The organism is Peribacillus sp. NPDC055009 (genome assembly GCF_053608705.1).
Genome location: NZ_JBSGVZ010000002.1, coordinates 110315 through 124881, shown reverse-complemented (window position 1 = coordinate 124881; position 14567 = coordinate 110315). Strand labels below are relative to the sequence as shown.

17 protein-coding genes are annotated in these 14567 nt (G+C 44.4%); 7 read left to right on the top strand and 10 right to left on the bottom strand.

The window, feature by feature from the left end; all coding sequences use genetic code 11:
* Positions 1 to 69 precede the first annotated feature (69 nt).
* Together ACWF5P_RS04380 and ACWF5P_RS04375 are read right to left on the bottom strand one after the other, a co-directional pair.
* A complete protein-coding gene (locus ACWF5P_RS04380; protein ID WP_452444654.1) occupies positions 70 to 858 on the bottom strand; it encodes a cobalamin-binding protein in 789 nt (262 codons plus the stop codon).
* Positions 859 to 867: 9 nt separating this feature from the next.
* Positions 868 to 1350, bottom strand: coding sequence for a divergent PAP2 family protein (locus ACWF5P_RS04375; RefSeq protein ID WP_101223628.1), 483 nt, complete (start codon positions 1348 to 1350; stop codon positions 868 to 870).
* A 270-nt stretch (positions 1351 to 1620) separates the two neighbouring features.
* Between ACWF5P_RS04375 and ACWF5P_RS04370 the strand changes: the two genes are divergently transcribed.
* The gene (locus ACWF5P_RS04370; protein WP_434168042.1) at positions 1621 to 3126 is read left to right on the top strand and encodes a leucyl aminopeptidase; all 1506 of its coding nucleotides are present in this window, start codon (positions 1621 to 1623) and stop codon (positions 3124 to 3126) included.
* Positions 3127 to 3189: 63 nt separating this feature from the next.
* Here ACWF5P_RS04370 and ACWF5P_RS04365 read toward each other — a convergent pair whose 3' ends face one another.
* Positions 3190 to 3585, bottom strand: coding sequence for a hypothetical protein (locus ACWF5P_RS04365; protein ID WP_434168041.1), 396 nt, complete (start codon positions 3583 to 3585; stop codon positions 3190 to 3192).
* A 255-nt stretch (positions 3586 to 3840) separates the two neighbouring features.
* Here ACWF5P_RS04365 and ACWF5P_RS04360 point away from each other — a divergent pair, with 255 nt between their 5' ends.
* The 6 genes from ACWF5P_RS04360 (at position 3841) to ACWF5P_RS04335 (ending at position 8730) form a co-directional block, all read left to right on the top strand.
* Positions 3841 to 4590 carry a GTP cyclohydrolase II RibA gene (locus ACWF5P_RS04360; protein ID WP_434168040.1) on the top strand — a complete coding sequence of 250 codons (750 nt, stop codon included), beginning with the start codon at positions 3841 to 3843 and terminating at the stop codon, positions 4588 to 4590.
* A gap of 13 nt (positions 4591 to 4603) precedes the next feature.
* Positions 4604 to 5698 (top strand): bifunctional diaminohydroxyphosphoribosylaminopyrimidine deaminase/5-amino-6-(5-phosphoribosylamino)uracil reductase RibD, encoded by a 1095-nt coding sequence (gene ribD, locus ACWF5P_RS04355; protein WP_452444653.1) that lies wholly within the window; start codon positions 4604 to 4606, stop codon positions 5696 to 5698.
* A 23-nt stretch (positions 5699 to 5721) separates the two neighbouring features.
* The gene (locus tag ACWF5P_RS04350; protein ID WP_452444652.1) at positions 5722 to 6819 is read left to right on the top strand and encodes an FAD-dependent monooxygenase; all 1098 of its coding nucleotides are present in this window, start codon (positions 5722 to 5724) and stop codon (positions 6817 to 6819) included.
* A gap of 15 nt (positions 6820 to 6834) precedes the next feature.
* Positions 6835 to 7398, top strand: a complete 564-nt coding sequence (locus ACWF5P_RS04345) for a 5' nucleotidase, NT5C type (RefSeq protein WP_452444651.1) — start codon at positions 6835 to 6837, stop codon at positions 7396 to 7398.
* 116 nt (positions 7399 to 7514) lie between these two features.
* Positions 7515 to 7913 carry a hotdog fold thioesterase gene (locus tag ACWF5P_RS04340; RefSeq protein WP_101223621.1) on the top strand — a complete coding sequence of 133 codons (399 nt, stop codon included), beginning with the start codon at positions 7515 to 7517 and terminating at the stop codon, positions 7911 to 7913.
* A 97-nt stretch (positions 7914 to 8010) separates the two neighbouring features.
* Positions 8011 to 8730 (top strand): MOSC domain-containing protein, encoded by a 720-nt coding sequence (locus ACWF5P_RS04335; protein WP_452444650.1) that lies wholly within the window; start codon positions 8011 to 8013, stop codon positions 8728 to 8730.
* A 53-nt stretch (positions 8731 to 8783) separates the two neighbouring features.
* Here ACWF5P_RS04335 and mnhG read toward each other — a convergent pair whose 3' ends face one another.
* Genes mnhG through ACWF5P_RS04300 form a run of 7 tightly spaced genes read right to left on the bottom strand, consistent with a single transcriptional unit; the run spans position 8784 to position 14512 of the window.
* A complete protein-coding gene (mnhG, locus tag ACWF5P_RS04330) occupies positions 8784 to 9122 on the bottom strand; it encodes a monovalent cation/H(+) antiporter subunit G (protein WP_101223619.1) in 339 nt (112 codons plus the stop codon).
* Complete coding sequence (locus ACWF5P_RS04325) at positions 9106 to 9378, bottom strand: Na(+)/H(+) antiporter subunit F1 (RefSeq protein WP_370023645.1); 273 nt, start codon at positions 9376 to 9378, stop codon at positions 9106 to 9108. Before ACWF5P_RS04325 ends, mnhG begins: the two co-directional genes overlap by 17 nt.
* Before the next feature lie 11 nt (positions 9379 to 9389).
* Positions 9390 to 9866, bottom strand: a complete 477-nt coding sequence (locus tag ACWF5P_RS04320) for a Na+/H+ antiporter subunit E (protein WP_101223618.1) — start codon at positions 9864 to 9866, stop codon at positions 9390 to 9392.
* A 6-nt stretch (positions 9867 to 9872) separates the two neighbouring features.
* Positions 9873 to 11354, bottom strand: coding sequence for a Na+/H+ antiporter subunit D (locus ACWF5P_RS04315; RefSeq protein ID WP_402943792.1), 1482 nt, complete (start codon positions 11352 to 11354; stop codon positions 9873 to 9875).
* Positions 11347 to 11688, bottom strand: coding sequence for a Na(+)/H(+) antiporter subunit C (locus ACWF5P_RS04310; protein ID WP_076368129.1), 342 nt, complete (start codon positions 11686 to 11688; stop codon positions 11347 to 11349). The genes ACWF5P_RS04315 and ACWF5P_RS04310 overlap by 8 nt, the downstream gene beginning before the upstream one ends.
* Positions 11688 to 12110 (bottom strand): Na(+)/H(+) antiporter subunit B, encoded by a 423-nt coding sequence (locus tag ACWF5P_RS04305; protein ID WP_098371445.1) that lies wholly within the window; start codon positions 12108 to 12110, stop codon positions 11688 to 11690. Before ACWF5P_RS04305 ends, ACWF5P_RS04310 begins: the two co-directional genes overlap by 1 nt.
* Positions 12107 to 14512 carry a Na+/H+ antiporter subunit A gene (locus ACWF5P_RS04300; protein WP_452444649.1) on the bottom strand — a complete coding sequence of 802 codons (2406 nt, stop codon included), beginning with the start codon at positions 14510 to 14512 and terminating at the stop codon, positions 12107 to 12109. The genes ACWF5P_RS04305 and ACWF5P_RS04300 overlap by 4 nt, the downstream gene beginning before the upstream one ends.
* Positions 14513 to 14567: the final 55 nt, after the last annotated feature.

Genomic DNA, 14567 nt, shown 5'->3' with positions numbered 1-14567 from the left:
AAGGTGAAAGCGAAAGGCTGCCTCAATTGAGGCAGCCTTTTTGATTGTCTGTTTTCCGTTCGGGACGCCTTAGTCCATGCTTTTGTAGGCTTCAGGATGCAGAGTCTTTGCCAATTTGGAAAGGCCATCCAGTAATCGCGGGGAGGGGCGGCAGAATAAAGGCTCTTCCATTATGTGAATATTGTTATTCCGGACTGCCTTCATATCAGTCCACCCTTTCCGTTTCTTGACCAGCTCCGGGTTTACTTTTCGTAAAGGGATACCGACCCAAGCTAAGCAAATATGGTCGGGATCCTTTTTTTGGACCTCTTCGGAAGTGACTTGAATGCTTGCCATGTCGACATCTTCGAAAAGGTTATATCCTCCCGCAAGCGTGCTGATCTCGGATAACCAATTAACTCCCCCGGGGCTGAATAAGGGATTAGGCCACCATTCCCAATACAGCGACGGCTTTGTTTCGATTTTGTCTGCGACGTTTTTGTATTGAAGGATGGCATCACGGAATTTGGCAGCCTGTTCCTCTGCTTTTTCCTTAAGATTCATGGCATCGCCCAAGGTCAGTAAATCTTTTGCGATATCTTCAAGTGATTGCGGGTTGAAGATGATATGAGGGATGTTCCGTTCTTTTAGCCCCTCAATATTTTTTTCCATGCCCGGTACACTTAGTGAAGCCAACACCAAATCGGGTTTTAGTGATTCTACATGATCGATATCAATGGATAAATCGGGCCCCACCTTAGGAAGGTGCTGTAAGGTTTCAGGCCAATCAGAGTAGTCATCGATGGCGATCAGCTGATCTTCAATCCCTAGATATGTGCAGAGTTCCGTATTGCTGGGGCAAAGAGAGATTATTTTCAAATTGAACACCTACCCTTGAAAGATGAAAAAGTGAAGTGCCAGCGCAATGAATACTCCGGTCAAGGCTCCGAAAAATACCTCGATTGGCTTATGTCCCAACAGTTCCTTTAATTGTTGCTGTTTCTGTTTATCTGCTTTTTTCTGCCAGTTCTTTGCTTGCTCGACAAATGTATTGAAGTCCGTAACGAGCTGGTTCAAGACGGCCGCCTGTTCTCCTGCCTGCCGTCTCACACCTGTCGCATCGAACATCGTGATGACTGCAAAAATCGCGGCAACGGCAAATACAGGTGATTTCATACCGGTTTCGATCCCTACCGCTACGGTTAGGGCTGACACGGCCGCTGAGTGGGAGCTTGGCATACCGCCTGTTGAGTTAATGAGTGACCAGTTCACTTTACGAAATGCTATGAAGTGGATGGGCACTTTAATGAATTGAGCAAAGAAAATGGCAATCAATGCTGCGATTAAAGGGAAGTTGAGTAATAATTCCAAGAGTATCAGCCTTCTTTCTAGTTATAAGTAAAGATGAAAACCATATATGGGTAATTACATCCTGCTCGGAATAAGGCCCTTATTATTAGTTCCATTCAGTCCTGTCGATTCCCTGCTGGTATAAGTATAAATATGATCTTTCTTATACTATTACTCTAAAGTCACTCATTCTAAACAATATCACTTGTTATTATTATTTTTGCGGGCCTTATTCGAAAATTTTTGAAGATTTCGTTATAATGAATGTAATCGAATGGAGGAGGTAGCAGAATGTTCACAGTAAAAGATTCCTTGAATATAGATTTGATTGACGAATGCCTGATTCTAGGCGTATTTGACAGACCCGTAAAATTCTCAGGCATAGGAAAAGAAGCAGATGAACGATTGGACGGCCAGCTAACAGAGTTAGTGAAGGAGGGGGAAATCTCTTCCAGGAAAAAATCAGTGGTCAAAATACATACATTAGGTAAATTAGGCATAAAGAGATTGATTTTTGTAGGGTTGGGCAAGGAAAAGGAGCTATCCTTTGAAACGCTCCGCGAAGCGTTGGGAAAAGCTCGTAAGACGATAAAAGAATCCAAGATTACGAAACTTTCAATCGCTTTGGATACATTCACGACTGAAAATCTGGATGCGTTGGATGCAGCGCATGCTTGTTCCGAGGCTTTCGAACTTGCTTCCTATAAATTTGACGGATACAAGCAAAAATCGAACCAGGTCGAAAAAAGCCTTGAATCGATTACGGTATACAGTGAATATGATCAAGAAGAGGTCGGTGCCGCGCTTCATGTAGGGAGAATTTTCGGAAGGGCGACGAATTCAGCGAGAACATTGGTCAACACGCCAGGCAATTTGTTGACTTCCACGGATTTGGCGGATTATTCATCTGCCTTGGGTGAACGTTATGGTTTTGAAGTGGAGATCCTCGAGAAGGAGGATATGCTTAAGTTGGGAATGGGTGCACTCCTTGCTGTCAATCAAGGTTCGGTCGAGCCTCCGAAAATGATCGTCCTGAAGTATCAAGGTAAGGATGAATGGAAGGATGTTATCGGGTTGGTAGGTAAAGGCATCACATTCGATACGGGTGGATACTCATTGAAAACGAAGGCCGGAATCGTTGGAATGAAGACGGATATGGGCGGTGCGGCAGCTGTTTTAGGTGCAATGGAAATAATCGGCGAATTAGGACCGGACCAAAATGTCGTGGCTGTCATTCCTTCCACTGATAATATGATCAGCGGTGATGCATTCAAGCCGGATGATGTGATCACTGCCATGAGCGGCAAGACGATAGAGGTATTGAATACGGATGCGGAAGGCCGGCTGGTTTTGGCGGATGCCATGACATACGCTAAACATCATGGTGCAGACTATCTTATTGACGTTGCCACTTTAACGGGTGGTGTCATAACGGCACTGGGCATGGATATGACGGGAGCAATGACAAATGACACGGAATTCTATGAACAAGTGGTCAAAGCCTCAGAGGAGGCCGGGGAGCCCATTTGGAGATTGCCGATTACAGAAAAGGATAAAGAGCGGGTACGCAACAGTAAAATAGCGGATTTGAATAATTCACCTGGAGGGGCAGGACATGCGATCATGGGCGGGGCCTTCATCGGCGAATTTGCCGAAGACACTCCGTGGGTCCATCTGGATATTGCCGGAACATCCACTACCTCGAGCAGCTCTGAATTGTGCACGGCGGGGGCTACCGGTGTCATGGCACGCACGCTTGCACTATTGGTCGAAACCTTTGAAAAGAAAACAAGATGAACCAAAATATCCGAAGCCGAAAATAGGCTTCGGTTTTTTTACCAAAAAGGTGTTGGACGAACGTTATACATCCCTCCATTTCAAGCTGACGATGATATGGCAATTTTCTTCCCCTGCTTTAGGATAGAAATCAAAACGGATCCCATCGGGGTTATACGTGATATCAGGTTCGTTCTTAATTCCTATCTTTCGGATCATATCGATCACGACATTTTTTTGTGATGCTTGGGCAGCAGTCATCAACCGGTTCGAGAAGGGTTTGGATGTGGCTAAAGTATCCATGACTTTTTTTACATCAACCATTAGGGATTGCGAGGTCTTTGCCGATTTAACTAGCAGATCCGGATTGGTTGCCGAGTAGGGACGCAGTGTTCCTTCCCGTTCCCAATTCATATTCATTGCTCTGGCGTGAGGCGGAAACAGGATAGGGTCGTATAAAAAATAAGGGAAATCCTCCAAAAGGTTTTCTTCCTTTCCTTAAGTCTGTCTATAGACACGTTTTCGTTATACGTTAAAATATGTATAAAGGCCAGCCGATATGATAGCGGTTTGGGATTGACCTTTCTTCTGCAAATAAACTTCTTGAAAATTATGATCAAAGACACACTATTATTTGTAAACTGCTTCATTGACAGGTATAGTGTATAGTAATATACTTACTTACCTAAAGTAAGGAGAAGGCACACTATAAATTATAAAATAGGTGATGTTAACATGAAAATAACCGAGGAAACAAAAAACCTTTTAATAGATAAAATGAATATCATAAAAACACCGGGAAAAGCTGATATATGCCTTGTAGGGCCTGTGAACCTGCCTGTTGAGCAAGGAGATTTCTCAACGGTTTTCCAATGGTATACATGGCTACAGCTTGATGGCACGGATAATGGCAAGGAAGCGTTGCTTGATTCGCTCTCGGAAGCCAACCTCGCTTTCGGACAGCAATCCTCCGTATTGGTGTATGGTGACTTTAAAAAGTCGGAGGATGCACTTGTCCGGATGCATAGCATCTGTCACACAGGTGATATCTTCGGCAGTAAACGCTGTGATTGCGGCTACCAGCTCCACCAATCTATGAAGATGATAGCCGAGCATGGGTGCGGGGCCATTTTTTACCTTGCGGACCATGAAGGAAGAGGGATCGGCCTGTTTTCAAAATCTCTTGCCTATTTGCTTCAGCAGGAAGGTTATGACACGGTCGAGGCGAATGAGGCTTTAGGATTCGAAGATGATACGCGATCTTACGAGGGAGCCATCCGCGTGTTGAGGGAACTGCGCGAGGATCCTGTGACTTTAATCACGAACAACCCCAAAAAGCTGGATGCCCTCATGAAGCATGGACTTGCGGCAAAGGACCATATTCCGCTTTGGGGCGGTTTGACGGAAGATAATAGTTTCTATCTCGATACAAAAGTTAAGAAGTCTGGACATATTCCTCAAAAGAAGCCAACTTTGATTGTATAAGGAGAGCTATAGTATGAATGATGATCAATATTACATGAAGCTGGCACTGGATTTGGCAGCCAGTGCTAAAGGAAAGACGAATCCGAATCCGGTGGTCGGTGCAGTCATAGTCAAAGACGGTGTGATAGCCGGGACAGGGATTCACCGTAAAGCGGGTGAACCGCATGCGGAAGTACATGCTTTCAAAATGGCGGGTGAGTATGCAGAAGGTGCAACGCTATATGTGACTCTTGAGCCTTGTTCCCATTATGGAAAGACACCTCCTTGTGCAAATTTGGTGAAAGAATCAGGTGTCCGGCGGGTTGTCGTGGCTACTCAAGATCCGAATCCGGAAGTAGCCGGCAGGGGGATATCGATCATAAAGGATGCGGGCATTGAAGTGGAAGTTGGCGTCCTGGAAAAGGAAGCTCAAAGGCTGAATGAGCGTTTCATTCACAATATGCTGACGAATCGTCCATTTGTCATATCGAAGTATGCGATGACGCTCGATGGAAAACTTGCAACCCACACAGGTCATTCAAAATGGATAACAGGAGAAGAATCACGTCACTCCGTTCATTTGCTGCGTGATGAGGTGGATGCCATTCTAGTTGGTATCGGGACTGTGTTGGCCGATGATCCATCACTGACGACCAGACTTCCGGCGGGTGGAGGGAAAAATCCGATCCGAGTCATTTTAGACAGTGAATTACGGGTTCCCTTGGATGCCAATGTTGTACAAGCATCAGATGCGAAAACCTTGATCGTGACGCAGGAAAATGCACCTGTGGATAAAATGGACCTTCTACGTGAAAGAGGGATCGAATTCATTTTCGTCCCCAAAAACGAGACGGGACTAAATCTAAGGGCTTTGATGGAAGAGCTGTATAAAAAGGGGATTACGGATGTCTTGCTGGAAGGCGGAAGCGAAGTGAATGCCTCATTCCTTAGGGAAGGGCTCATCGATAAATTCTTGATTTATATAGCCCCTAAACTATTGGGCGGAAGAAACTCACTAACACCGTTTACTGGAATGAATGTGGATACGATGGATGAAGCGATGGATGTTACCTTCTCTGGCGTGGAAACGTTTGGTGAGGACATACGCATCACGGCTTATCCTAAATAAAAATAGACAACAGGTGAAGAAGCATGTTGGTTAAATCAGATGTATGCATAGTCGGATCAGGTCCTGGTGGAGCGCTGCTGGCTTACCTATTGGCCAAGCAGGATATTTCAGTCGTTTTGCTTGAGAGGCATTCTGAAGTTTCGAGGGAGTTCAGGGGCGAGTTCTTGAACGATGAAGGAGAGGGCATTCTTAAAAAGCACGGTTTATTCGAGAGTGTGGAAAGACTTGGCTTGCTAAGGATGGAACAAATTGAATATTGGCATGACGGCGAAATATTCAAAAGGATTTTCCCTGAATGGCCGGTCGATCATGTTGGGATACATGTCCCTCAAAATCATCTGCTTACAGCTATATTGAATCAAGCCATAAAGCTGGACTCTTTTAAATTGATGATGAATACGAAGGTTACTGACTTGATACAGGATGAAATGGGCCGTTTTACGGGAGTCAAGGCTCGAAATGGCGGAAATGACCTGGAAGTGCAAAGTTCATTAATAATCGGAGCGGACGGCAGATTTTCCATCATTAGAAAAAAAGCGGAGATACCAGTAGTGATTAAAAATCATGGCTATGATTTACTGTGGGCAAAAATTCCTGCTCCGGAGGGGTGGAAGCCTTCGATCAAGATGGCATTGGTCAATGGCTCCCAGGTTGCCCTCTTTACCCAGGCTGGAGGTTTCATCCAAATTGGCTGGAATATAGAACATGGTTCATATCCCCATTTGCGAAAACAGCATTTTGAACCGTTCATAGAAGATTTGCTTTTTGCCTTCCCTGAATTAAAAAAGGTTGTGTATGAAAATATCCGCTCTTGGCAGGACTTCATTTTATTGGATGTTTACAGCAGCTATTGTGAAACGTGGACAAAGGATGGCGTTGCTCTATTAGGTGATGCAGCCCATACGATGACACCTACAGGTGCGTTCGGACTCAATTGTGCCATGAAGGATGCCGATATATTGGCCGAGATTATTTCTGGCTGCATCCTGCAGGGGGATACTGGCTTCCTTGGACTTAAAATGGCTGAGCCAAAAAGAAAAGCCGAGATTGAAAGATTACAGGCCATTCAGGTGGACAAGGAAATGTCCTTCGCATCACAGTTTGCCGCAGCTTATGTTTGAATAGGAGTGAAGGATATGAAATTCGGTTTTGATATTGACGATACCCTTATTAACTTGAGGGAGTTCGCGTTCCATCTTTATAATGAAAAGCTTAAGACGAATATAGAGTTAACGAAATTCAGAGCTTTAAAGACGTTGGAGATCCATGAAGCTTTCGGGCTTGATAAAGAGGCTGGGGGCAAAATGTGGAACAGCCTTGCCGATGAAGTGTATTATTCATCCTGTCCAGCCTTCGAGGGCGCAGTGGAAACGCTGCAGGAGCTTGAACGTGATGGCCATGAAATCTATTACATTACCGCCAGAAAAAAGGAGCATGGTGAACGGACGAAAAAATGGCTGATTGAAAACGGCTTTCCGGTTAAGGATGACCATTTTTACTGTGGGATGAAGGATCATGAAAAAATTGATACGATCCGCAAATTGGAATTGGATTATTATTTTGATGATAAACCGGCGGTGCTGGAAACGTTATTGGATATTCCAACGAAAGTGTATGCAATGGATAACTCCTATAACAGGGAATTGGATATTCCGAGACTGACAAGCTGGTTTGAATTAAAAGAAATCCTCTCCAAATAATACATTTACATTATTGACGGATGACTTGATAGACTTGGGTCATCCTTTTTATGTATACTATTATGAATAGTGATTCATTTTTTGGTAAAAAAAACATGAGAGTCGGGGGTAATGGGATGGAGAGAAATATTGAAAAGTCATTGATAGGCACGCTTGGGATTGAAATGAAAGAAGTCGGCGAGGGGAAAGTCATTGCGACGATGCCTGTTGATGAACGGACTAGGCAGCCGTATGGTTTATTGCATGGGGGAGCGTCCGTTGCCCTTGCGGAATCCGTTGCAAGCTTTGGAGGAATGATGCTGGTAGATAGTACAAAACAAGCTGTCGTCGGCCTTGAAATCAATGCAAATCATGTTAGGGGCGTCCGTTCCGGTGTTGTTACCGCAGAAGGGAACATCATCCATCGCGGGAAGACGACGATGGTGTGGGACGTGAAAATCCGTGATGAAGAGGATCATCTTATCTGCATTTCACGCTGTACATTGGCGGTTATCGACTTACCAAAGCCAAAGTGAATCAAAAGAACGATTTCAATAAAGGGACGCAATGATTCTACAGTGTCCGGTTTAAGTATAAGATGGCAGTAGACTATTGTATGAAAAGAGGTTTTTTATGCTGGTGGGTCATATACAAGAAATCACCCGTCATCCTGTAAAATCATTCACTGGTGAACAGGTACAGAAAACGAAGGTGATGGACTATGGACTATATGGAGATCGCAGCCATGCCTTTAAAGATAAAAATGGGAAGTTCCTGACGATAACCCAAGTCCCGGAAATGGTCCGTTATCAAGCTGTTTTTTCTGGTGAGGAAACCCTTGGCCAATATCCGGAAATCAAAGTGAAGACTCCTTCAGGAAACGTGCTGACATGGGGAGAGGGAGCCTTTCAGGAGGAAATGGACCGATTGTTGAAACAGGAGGCAGCACCCGTTGTTTATCATCCTGCACATATTCCGTTAGGAGCGATTGAAGAAGAAAACATCCTGCTTGTCAGTGATGCCTCGATTGGCGAATTGACAAAACTTTGGGGAAAAGAACTGGATGGCAGGAGATTCAGGCAAAATTTAGTGCTATCTCTAGTGAACAAAACGCCCTTTGTAGAAGAGAAATGGTTCGGAAAAAGGATTCTAATCGGAAATGAAGTGGAATTGGAGATCAAAAGGCATTGTGAACGCTGTATGATCATAACTGTCGATCCAAGCGATTCCCAGAGAGATCCATCACTTTTGAAAACTGTGGTCAAGGAAAGGAAAAATTATTTTGGCGTATATGCCTCGGTCATGCAAACAGGTGAAATCAGAGTGGGCGATGAGGTATTTTTAAAGGATTGAGGCAGAAAAGAGCTGCTCCTGTAATCAGGGCAGCTCTTTTGCAATGGCAGGAATCACCGGGTTTTCTTTAAATCATCCTGTACACTCCGATCCCACATTTTTACGCCAGTATGATAAGCCGAGCGCATGATTAAATGTCCAGCAACAGGGCTGGTCATGAAGATAAAGATGATTGCGAGCACGACCCTGAAATCGAAATGGCTATGTTTATAATAAAAATATAACAAGGTGCCGATCAGGATGAACATGATTCCAAGTGTCGAACTTTTTGAGGCAGCGTGATTTCTTGTATAGACGTCGGGCAGCCGGATGATGCCGAAAGCCGAGACTAAAAAGAGAAAGACTCCCATTAATAGGAATAGGGCCGATAGGATTTCAGCGATTGCGGTCATCTTCGATTATCTCCCCTTTCTCAAGGAATTTGGCGAAAGCGACCGTTCCGATGAAAGATAGGATTCCGAGCAGAAGAATGGCTTCCAGATATGCGCTTGTATCCATGACAATGGAGGCAAGTGCAACGATTGCGATAAGATTGATTCCCATTGCATCGAGTGCGATGACCCGATCCGGTACGGAAGGCCCTTTGATTAAACGGTATAAGAATCCAATCATGGAAAGCGAAACACCTAGCAGCGCGATTTTAAGCATTAGATCGAACATTATTTGCTCACCTCCATAATCGCTTTTTCAAATGTATTTTTAATGCTGTCCACGGCCTCGACCTTGTCGGCAATATCCATCGCGTGGATATAAAGAATCCGATTATCTTCCGATACTTCAACGACAAGTGTTCCTGGTGTCAGGGTAATTAGATTCGATAGTATCGTAATTTCCCAATCCTTGGTCAGCACGGTTTCAAATGCGAATATGCCGGGTCTCATATCCAGGTTCGGTTTAAGCACGGCCTTAAGGACGCTAATGTTGGAAAGTATGAGTTCCCTTGCGAATATGAGCAGCAATATAAAGACGGCATTCACCCTTTTTAAGTAAAAACGATCATTGAAAAAATGACGGAAGACGAACATGATGCCGAGCCCCAATATATATCCGATGATAAAAGTGCTCCCGTTAAACTCATTTTTCAAAAACATCCAGATAACCGCAAGGAACACATTCAGTAAAATTTGGAATGACATCAGGCACTACTCCTTTAAAACCGCTTTGTTATAGATTTCGGGATTCATTAATGAATCTACAGCTTGCGTTATGAATGGGTATATTGATTCTGTTCCTACTCCGAATAAAACGGAAATGATGACAAGGAGTACGGCAGGAACCAGCATTTTATTTACCGTTTTATTAGTTAAGGCATAATCAGCTTTTGGAGTTCCCCAAAAGCCATTCATGAATATTTTCATGACGGAATATAGGACCATCAAGCTCGAAAGCAAGACAACGGCCATTCCTAAGTAGGCCCCATTTTCTGCTGCTCCCTGAAGAATCAGGAGCTTGCCGGCAAAACCGCTGAACGGCGGAATTCCCGCCAATGATATGGCAGCTATGAAGAAGGTCCATGCGACGGCCGGGTATTGCTTGATCAGGCCGCCCATGTTCCGTAGATCATCCGATCCGCTGATTTTGATCATGATGCCAACCAGCAGGAAGAGTGCAGCCTTGATCAGCATGTCATGAATGATATATAGAATGGATCCCGATAAAGCCTGTTCATTCATGACGGAGATGCCGAATAGGATAACCCCGACTGCGATGATGATATTGTAAATGATGATTTTTTTTACATCCCAATAGGCTACCGCACCAATGACACCGATGATGATGGTCAAGATAGCAAGTATCGCAAGGAAAGTATGGGTGAAATCCTGGTCATGATAAAACATGAGTGTATAGGTCCTGAAGATGGAATAGATCCCGACCTTTGTCAGCAATGCCCCGAATAGGGCCATCACTGGAATGGGCGGAGCATAATAGGAACCTGGAAGCCATTGGAAGAGCGGGAAAATGGCTCCCTTCAAACCGAATACGATCAGAAACCCAATCGCTATCACCGAGATGATACCAGGCTGGTTGACTTCCGCTATCCTCTGGCTGATGTCAGCCATGTTCAATGTGCCTAGAACTGAATAAAGATACGCCACCATAATGACGAAAAAGGAAGAGGATAGTACATTGACGATGATATACTTCAATGATTCCCTCAGCTGGATTTTCGTACCTCCCAGTACCAGCAGCACGTAGGAAGCCATCAGCATGACTTCGAAAAATACGAATAGATTGAAAAGATCCCCCGTTAGGAAGGCACCGTTCACTCCAATCAGTAAAAATTGAAATACAGGATAATAATAATGTCTTTCACGTTCTTCCCCTATGGAGTAAAACGAGTAAAGCAGTATTGCAAATCCAATGACATTCGTGGTCAGTACGAGCAGCGAAGAAAGCATATCTGCGACGATCACGATCCCGAATGGCGCATCCCAGCTGCCGACACCTAAAGTCAGGATCCCTTGAGTATGGACCGTAAATACTAGATATAGGGAAATCACAATCCCGATAAGAGAGGAAGTAAGGGATATCCCTCTTTGCAGCTTGATTTTTTTGGCAAAGAAAATGAGAAGGATGCCTGTGAAAAGCGGCCATAAAACAGGCAGGAAAGTAAGATTATTCATTAGCTTCCGTACCTCTCATTTCTTCCATGTCATCCGTACCGAGTTCCTGGTAGGTCCGATAAGCAAGTACCAGCAGAAATGATGTGACTCCGAAACTGATGACGATCGCCGTCAAGATAAGCGCTTGCGGAAGCGGGTCGACATAGGATGCAGCTTCATCACTTAGCAATGGAACGGAACCGCCTTTCAAACCGCCCATCGTCAAAATCAAAAGGTGGGCGCCGTGACTTAGAAGCCCTGTACCGATTATGATTCTTAATATGCTTTTGGAAAGCATTAAATAGGTCGCACACATAAATAGTATTCCAATGACAATGGCCATTAAAAGTTCCATTATTCACTCTCCCCTATCGTTTGAATAATGGTCATCGTTACACCAACAACCACAAGATAAACACCAAGATCAAAAAGTACCGCGGTATGAAGCGAGATATGCCCAAGAAGCGGTAAATCAACATAATGATAAACATGTGTCATGAGGGGCACCCCGAACACCAGCCCGCCGGCCACGGTCAGGCTTGATATGAACAAGCCTGACCCGATCATTAATTTATAGTCAATCGGCAAGATGCCGGTGACGGTTTTAATGTCGAAAGCGAGCAACAGCAGGACTATGGCGGCTGAAGTCATTAAACCGCCGACAAACCCGCCACCTGGCGAATAATGCCCGCCTAAAAAGATGGCCACCGCAAACAGCAAGATAACAAAGGCGGCGACTTTCGTAACCGTTTGGAGAATCAGGTCATTTTGCTTCATGATTTATCTTTCCCCCCTGTCAAACGCAATTTGATCATCGCGAATATCCCGAGCGCAGCGATGGAAAGGACACTGATTTCAAACATCGTATCAAGTCCGCGGAAGTCAACGAGAATGACATTTACGACGTTTTTCCCGCCTGCTTCCTTATAAGCATTTTCAAGATAGTAACTGGAGATGGAATCAAATAGTTTATTGCTATGTGCCGATAAGGCAATCAATGTCACGATGACTCCTACACCAATGGATATCAGGGCATTATTCAACTTGAATGTCATCCGTTCTTCCTTTCTGCTTGCCATTAACGGAAGGTGGAAGAAACAGAGCAAAAACAGCGATACCGAAATCGTTTCGATGACTAGTTGAGTCAAGGCTAAATCCGGTGCCCGCAGCAAAACGAAAAATAGGGAAATCGTATAACCGACGGCTCCTAAGATGATAATGGAAGTTAAACGGGATTTTGCAAACAGAATGGCGATCGAGCCAATCACGATGATCGCAGCTAATATCAATTCATATATGCCGATCGGGGCAAAATTCCCTGTATCCAATTTAAATGCATCCTTCCGATAGAGCGAAAAGCCCAAGGAAAGAATGAAGAAAAGGAAGATTGAAAGCAGATAAGTCCGAATCGAACCTGTCATTAACACTTTCATGACGATGGAAGCTGAGCGTTCGAGCCCTCTAACCCCGTTATCATACAACGCATTCAGGGATATACGTTCAGGAATCCACTGGGTGATCTTTTGCCACTTCGGAAGCGTTTTGTATAAAAGGATTCCAAATGCTATGATGCCGATGGTCATCCATACTTCAGGTTGGAATCCATGCCAGAAGGCGATATGGACTTGGAAGTCCGGTCCCGCTAAGCTTGGCTGTATGCCGGCTACCGCAGGTTTAATGATTGATGAAGATAGCAAGTTTGGAAAAATACCGAAAACGATGACCAACGAAGCAAGGATGATCGGGGATATCAGCATCCCGATCGGCGCCTCGTGGGGCTTCTTGTCCAATAGTTGTAACTGAAGTTTGCCTGTAAAGGGTTTGAGCACGACGATCATGCTATAAATAAAAGTGAATACACTGGCTACCCATGCCACCACAGGGAACAGGACCCCCCATGTCTCCATATTGAAGATATTCAATTCCAATACATTCACCATGCTGGCCAAGAACATTTCCTTGCTCAAAAAACCATTGAAGGGCGGAAGTCCAGCCATTGAAAAAGCACCTATGACAGCGACGGTGAAAGTGATCGGCATCAACTGCATCAATCCGCCTAGCTTTCTGATATCACGTGTACCGGTTTCATGATCAATGATGCCTGCAACCATGAAAAGGCTGCCTTTGAAGGTCGCATGATTAATCAAGTGGAATACTGCTGCAACAGTAGCTGCCAAGTATATATTTTCCCCTAAAGATTCATAGTGAAGGGCCGCCGCACCAAGTCCCAAAAGCGACATGATCAATCCGAGCTGACTGATGGTGGAAAAAGCGAGAATCCCCTTTAAATCAGTCTGCTTGATAGCAGAGAATGAACCCCAGAACAGGGTGATCAATCCGGCGATCGAAACGAGCCAGAACCATAATCCTGATTCTGCAAAAACAGGGCTTAATCGGGCAACCAAATAAATTCCGGCCTTGACCATTGTGGCGGAATGAAGGTAAGCACTGACCGGTGTCGGGGCTTCCATAGCGTCAGGAAGCCAGATATGGAAAGGAAACTGTGCGGATTTAGTGAACGCGCCAAGCAGCACAAGCAAAAGTGCAGGAACGAAGAGCGAGTGGTCCATAAGTTCCCCGCTTTGGGCAATCAATTCACGTATGCTGAATGTGTTCCCCATAACGGAAAGGAGAATGATGCCACCAAGCATGCTTAAGCCTCCAAGCACAGTGATCAGCAGGGATTTCTGCGCTCCATAACGTGAACGCTCCCTTTCATTCCAATATCCTATCAATAGAAAAGATGATAAACTCGTGAATTCCCAAAACGAATAAAGGACAATTAGGTTATCGGATAGGACGACACCAAGCATTGCTCCCATGAAAAGTAAAAGGAAGACGTAAAATTGGTTCAGCTTTTCTTTCTCTTTCGATAAATAGAAAATTGAATACAGAACGACGAGTGAACCTATACCTGTAATGAGCAAGGCGAACAAAAGCCCTAGTCCATCTACATAGAAATCAACATGAATTCCGAGAGAAGGAATCCATGTTGCCCTTTCCATAATGATATCCCCTTGTTTGGTCAAGGAAATGAACCTTGAAAAATAGGTGAAAAGGAGAATCGGTAAAATCAAAACAAACCATCCTGTATGTATTTGTCGAAATAGTTTGTACAATATCGGTACAATAAGTGCTAATAGAAACGGTGATAATACCGCCCAATGAAGTAAAGACATAAACTCCCCCCTTTTTTAAAACGAAGTCAGTCGTCTTATTATGCTTTTTTCGCGC

Coding starts and splice junctions, on each gene's coding strand:
- ACWF5P_RS04370 (WP_434168042.1), top strand. CDS start 1,621: ATGTTCACAGTAAAAGATTCCTTGAATATAGATTTGATTGACGAATGC.
- ACWF5P_RS04360 (WP_434168040.1), top strand. CDS start 3,841: ATGAAAATAACCGAGGAAACAAAAAACCTTTTAATAGATAAAATGAAT.
- ribD (WP_452444653.1), top strand. CDS start 4,604: ATGAATGATGATCAATATTACATGAAGCTGGCACTGGATTTGGCAGCC.
- ACWF5P_RS04350 (WP_452444652.1), top strand. CDS start 5,722: ATGTTGGTTAAATCAGATGTATGCATAGTCGGATCAGGTCCTGGTGGA.
- ACWF5P_RS04345 (WP_452444651.1), top strand. CDS start 6,835: ATGAAATTCGGTTTTGATATTGACGATACCCTTATTAACTTGAGGGAG.
- ACWF5P_RS04340 (WP_101223621.1), top strand. CDS start 7,515: ATGGAGAGAAATATTGAAAAGTCATTGATAGGCACGCTTGGGATTGAA.
- ACWF5P_RS04335 (WP_452444650.1), top strand. CDS start 8,011: ATGCTGGTGGGTCATATACAAGAAATCACCCGTCATCCTGTAAAATCA.
- mnhG (WP_101223619.1), bottom strand. CDS start 9,122: ATGACCGCAATCGCTGAAATCCTATCGGCCCTATTCCTATTAATGGGA.
- ACWF5P_RS04325 (WP_370023645.1), bottom strand. CDS start 9,378: ATGCTTAAAATCGCGCTGCTAGGTGTTTCGCTTTCCATGATTGGATTC.
- ACWF5P_RS04320 (WP_101223618.1), bottom strand. CDS start 9,866: ATGTCATTCCAAATTTTACTGAATGTGTTCCTTGCGGTTATCTGGATG.
- ACWF5P_RS04315 (WP_402943792.1), bottom strand. CDS start 11,354: ATGAATAATCTTACTTTCCTGCCTGTTTTATGGCCGCTTTTCACAGGC.
- ACWF5P_RS04310 (WP_076368129.1), bottom strand. CDS start 11,688: ATGGAACTTTTAATGGCCATTGTCATTGGAATACTATTTATGTGTGCG.
- ACWF5P_RS04305 (WP_098371445.1), bottom strand. CDS start 12,110: ATGAAGCAAAATGACCTGATTCTCCAAACGGTTACGAAAGTCGCCGCC.
- ACWF5P_RS04300 (WP_452444649.1), bottom strand. CDS start 14,512: ATGTCTTTACTTCATTGGGCGGTATTATCACCGTTTCTATTAGCACTT.